2 protein-coding genes and 1 pseudogene are annotated in these 5283 nt (G+C 52.1%); all 3 read left to right on the top strand.

Annotated features, from left to right (window positions below):
* A pseudogene (malQ, locus tag SHEWPOL2_RS21330) lies at positions 1 to 917 on the top strand (4-alpha-glucanotransferase); the annotation flags it as partial.
* 17 nt (positions 918 to 934) lie between these two features.
* Positions 935 to 3175: a 1,4-alpha-glucan branching protein GlgB gene (gene glgB, locus SHEWPOL2_RS21325; RefSeq protein ID WP_037431497.1), complete on the top strand. Its 2241-nt coding sequence runs from the start codon at positions 935 to 937 to the stop codon at positions 3173 to 3175.
* Positions 3172 to 5283: glycogen debranching protein GlgX (glgX, locus tag SHEWPOL2_RS21320; protein WP_037431495.1), on the top strand; the 2112-nt coding region annotated here is incomplete at its 3' end. The genes glgB and glgX, both read left to right, overlap by 4 nt.

The following is a 5283-nucleotide window of genomic DNA, read 5'->3' as shown; positions in this document are numbered from 1 at the left end:
CGCAGCAGTTTTGCTTAAACGCCAGCATAGGTGCCCCGCCGGATCCCTTCGCGCCGCAGGGACAAAATTGGGGACTTAGCCCCCTGACCCCGTCAAGCTAAAGCAACACCGAATATCGCCATTTTATTGAGCTGACTCGCGCCAATATGACCCACTGCGGTGCGCTGCGAATCGACCATGTGATGGGGCTGCTGCGACTCTGGTGGTGGCCACTGGATAAACGTCTCGGGCAGGGCGCCTATGTGTATTACCCAGTCGAAACCCTGTTGGCGATTCTCTGCCTTGAGAGTCAACGTGCCCGCTGTGTGGTGATTGGGGAGGATTTGGGCCTAGTGCCGCCCGATATTATTCATCGCCTGTATCAGGCGGGGGTCTATTCCAACGAGTTGTTCTACTTCAGCAAAGACCATCAAGGCTTTAAGCCGCCGAGCCACTATAAGTTCCAGAGTTTGATGATGCTGGCAAACCACGATGTACCGACCTTAGTCGCTTGGTGGACGGGCAGCGATTTGCACCTGAGGCGACAACTCGAACTGTTCAATACCGACGAGCAATTAGGTGAGGCCTTAGCCGGACGAGAGCAGGAAAAACGCCAGCTCGCGCAGTGCTTAATCTCCCAGGGCTTATTAGCTGAGACAGATATTCAACAGATTGATATTGAAGATTTATTAACGGCGTGGATGCCATTTGGCGCCTCGGGAAACAGCGCACTTTACAGCGTGCAGTGGTGCGATCTGCTAGGGGAACGCCATGCGGTGAATATCCCCGGCACTTGGCTCGAGTACCCCAATTGGCAGCGGCGATTACCCATTAGCCTAAGTGAAGCCGCAGGTAGGCCTATGCTGGCTAAGCGTTTGCAACGCATTGCTGCGGCAAGACATTTGCCAGAGACGGCTGCGCATACAGATACCCTTTGACTAAAAATGGAAGCCAAATGATGACTCAAGCCCAGACTTACTTCTATGACGGTAGCGATGTCGCGCTGTTAAACGGTCAATATACGGATGTGTTTTCCCTGCTCGGTATGCACAGCATCAACGAGGGCAAGGCCTTGGTGGTGCGCTGTTTTTTACGCAACGCCCAAAAGGTTGATGTGATAAGTCTTAAGGATGGCCGTAAGGTGGCGAGCCTTGAGCGTGTCAATGAGGCGGGGCTGTTTGCGGGGACGCTAGGCAGACGGGTTAAGCCCTTTTTGTATGCGCTACGGGTGACTTATCCCCTCTGTGAGTTGGATATTATCGACCCCTATCAGTTTGGCTCCCTCCTCGATAGTCAGGACTTATACCTCTTCGGTGAGGGAAGTTCTGAACAGGCCTATCGCTTTTTAGGTGCGAATTGGCGCCAAATCGATAGTGTCGAAGGCGTGCATTTTTGTGTATGGGCCCCCAATGCTAAGCGGGTCTCTGTGGTGGGGGATTTTAACCACTGGGACGATACTCGCCATGTCATGCGTCAGCATATTGCCAACGGCCTGTGGGAGATTTTTCTGCCTAATGTTGCCGAAGGCGCGCACTATAAGTTTGATTTGGTTTATCAAAATGGCGAGCGCCACGCCAAATCTGACCCTATGGCGACCCAAATGGAATGTGCGCCGCACAATGCCTCTATAGTGCCGAAAAAACACCAACACCCTTGGGCAGATTCACAATGGATGGACAAACGGGCGAGCACGGCTTGGCATCGCGCCGCTATGTCTATCTACGAAGTGCAGTTAGGTTCTTGGCGCCGAAAAGGCGAGTTTGGTGAGCAATATTTTGATTATCAAGACTTAATCGAGCAGTTGATCCCCTATGTGAAAGAGCAAGGCTTTACCCATATCGAGTTGATGCCGATCAGTGAGTATCCCTTCGATGGCTCTTGGGGGTATCAACCCGTTGGTCTGTATGCGCCGACCCATCGTTTTGGTGATGCCAATGGCTTAAAGGCCTTTATCGATGCCTGCCATCAGGCCGACATTGGCGTGTTACTCGATTGGGTCGCGGCGCATTTCCCTAAGGATCCCCATGGGTTAGTGCGTTTTGATGGCACTTGCCTCTATGAACATGAGGATCCGCGCAAAGGCGCACACCCCGATTGGGATACGCTGATCTATAACTACGACCGCGGTGAGGTGCGCAGTTTTCTGCTCAGCAATGCCTGTTATTGGCTGCGGGAATTTCACCTCGATGGCCTAAGGCTCGATGCGGTGTCATCCATGTTGTACCTCGACTACAGCCGCGAACCTGGGCAATGGCTGCCCAATGCCTATGGCGGAAGGGAGAATTTAGAGGCGATTCATTTTCTGCAAATGTTGAATCAACGCTTGTATCAAGCCTTTCCCGGCATTTGCATGATAGCCGAAGAGTCAACCGCCTTTGCGGGGGTGACTAAGCCGACGGATAGCGGCGGGCTGGGGTTTGGTTTTAAGTGGAATATGGGCTGGATGAACGACAGCCTAAGTTACTTGGGCCGCGATCCCATCTATCGCCAATATCACCATAACCAGCTGACCTTTAGCCTGATGTATGCCTATTCGGAGCAATTTATGCTGTCGATAAGCCACGATGAAGTAGTGCACGGCAAGGGCTCTTTGCTGCATAAAATCCCCGGCGATGATTGGCAAAAATTCACTACCCTCAGGGCCTATTACGGCTTTATGTGGGGGCATCCGGGCAAAAAACTACTGTTTATGGGCAGCGAGTTCGCCCAGCGTGACGAATGGAACCATAACCATAGCCTCGATTGGCATTTGCTTGCTTTTGAGCCCCACCAAGGCGTGCAGCGCTGGCTTCGGGATCTGAATCAGCTTTATCGCCAATTCCCCGCCTTATCTGTGCTCGACTATGACTCGCAGGGTTTTCGCTGGCTCGATTGTGACAATGGCCGCGACAGTATTTTTAGCTTTGTTCGCTATGGCGAGGGCAGTGATGTGCCCTTAGTGTTTGTGGTGAATATGACACCAACCCTGCACCAAGGATTTCGTATTGGCTTGCCCCAAGGCGGGGATTTCTGTGAGTACCTCAATAGCGACAGTCATCTCTATGGTGGTAGCAATCAGGGGAATGCGGGCAAGGTAATTGCCGAAGATTTACCTTGGCAGGGCATGGCAACGAGCGCGTTGATCACTGTGCCGCCCCTGGGTTGCTTAATCCTCGGGCCTGCGACGGATGCGCCCGACAGAGATGTTAGCCTATGACGAATCCTGTGCCTGTAAATGCTGATGGCTCAACCGCCTTTAACCTAAGTGCGGGGCAGCCCTTTCCCTTGGGGGCGACGGTCGATGAAGGCGGGGTGAATTTCGCCCTATTTTCGGCCCATGCCACTGGGGTGGAGTTATGTCTTTTTGATGCCCAAGGCGAGGTGGAAATTCAGCGTATCGCCTTGACGGAGCAGACCCAGCAAATCTGGCATTTGTATGTGCATGGGCTGAGTGCTGGCCAGCTTTATGGCTACCGTGTCTATGGTCCCTACGAGCCACAATTAGGCCACAGATTTAATCCGCATAAATTGTTGTTAGACCCTTACGCACGCCAGCTCGTGGGGCGTTATCACCACCATATCGCCAACTTTGGCTATGAGATAGATAGTCCTAATGAAGACTTATCTTTCAGTACCTTAGATAACGCGGACTTTGTCCCAAAATGCAAAGTGGTCGATACTCGCCCTCTTTTTAATGTCGCTAAGGCGCATACTATTCGGCCTCTTACAAGTAAGCGTGAGCCACTACCGCTTGAGCAGTGCATTATCTATGAGATGCACATAAAGGGTTTTACCGCACTGCACCCTGAGATAGATACGCCGCTGCGTGGCACCTTTGCTGGGCTAGCATCGAAGGCGGCGATAGATTACTTAGTTAATCTCGGCGTAAATTGCGTCGAGTTACTGCCAGTTCAGGCATTCTTCTCCGAGCCTTTTTTACTTGAAAAACAGCTATCTAACTATTGGGGCTATAACAGCATTGGCTTTTTTGCGCCTGAGCCGAGTTATCTCTCGAGTGAGGATATTGGCGAGTTTCGCAACATGGTGGATGCACTGCATGGCGCGGGTATCGAAGTCATTCTCGATGTGGTCTATAACCACAGCGCCGAGGGCAGTCGCCTCGGGCCGACCTTTAGCTTTCGCGGTATCGACAATCTGAGTTATTACCGCCTGCATCCAAATGATAAACGCTTTTATATCAATGATACCGGCTGCGGTAATACCTTAAACCTCAACCATCCGCGCATGTTGCAGTTGGTGTTAGATTCGCTGCGTTACTGGGTCGAAGTGATGGGCGTCGATGGCTTTCGCTTCGATTTAGCCGCCTGTCTTGGCCGTGAAGCCTATGGATTTGACCCCGGAAGTGGTTTTTTTGATGCGCTGCTGCAAGACCCTGTGTTGTGCCGGGTGAAGTTGATTGCCGAGCCTTGGGATATTGGCCCAGGTGGGTATCAGCTCGGCAATTTCCCGGTGGCCTTTAGCGAGTGGAATGACAGATTCCGCGACACTATGCGGCGTTTTTGGCGCGGCGATCACGGCATGTTGCCCGAGTTTGCGCGGCGTTTTCATGGCTCGGGGGATTTCTTTGAGCATAGCGGCCGGCCTCCTGCCGCCAGTATCAATTTTTTAACCAGTCACGATGGTTTTACCCTTAAAGATTTAGTGAGTTATTGCGAGCGGCACAATTGGGCCAACGGTGAAGAAAACCGCGACGGCCACCATGAGAACTTCAGCTATCACTATGGGGTAGAGGGCGACACTAAGGATGCCACCATTCTCGCGCTGCGCGCCCGCCAGCAACGCAATCTATTGACCACATTATTCTTATCCCAAGGGGTGCCCATGTTACTCAGTGGCGATGAGACGGGTCGTACCCAAGGCGGGAATAATAATGCCTATTGCCAAGATAATCCCTTGAATTGGTTCGATTGGTCATCGGATGGTATGGATAGCTCTTTGCTGAGTTTCACCTCGCAGTTGATTGCCTTACGTAAACGCTTCCCGCTCTTGTGTTCCAAACGTTTTATCCATGAGCAGCTAGTGGCCAATGCCTTCGATTGGTCGCCTGAGGCATCTGCAATCCAAGCTGCAAGCCCTATCTCAACCCCAACGGGGGTGAGGCTGGATTGGTTTAGTCGTCAAGGGGAGCCCATGAGTAAAAGCCTGTGGAGCGAGTCCATTGGGCGCAGTCTTAGTGTGGTGTTATCAGGCAATTTAACCGCCACTCAGCCGCAGACTCAGGGTGACAACCTTCAAGCACTGCTGTTGATGGTTAATGCTGATGAGCACCCTTTGGCCTTTACCCTGCCGGTTTTTGACGGTTTA

It is taken from the genome of Shewanella sp. POL2 (genome assembly GCF_000282755.1).
Classification (GTDB): Bacteria; Pseudomonadota; Gammaproteobacteria; order Enterobacterales; family Shewanellaceae; genus Shewanella; species Shewanella xiamenensis.
This window is presented reverse-complemented; position numbering and strand designations above follow the sequence as displayed.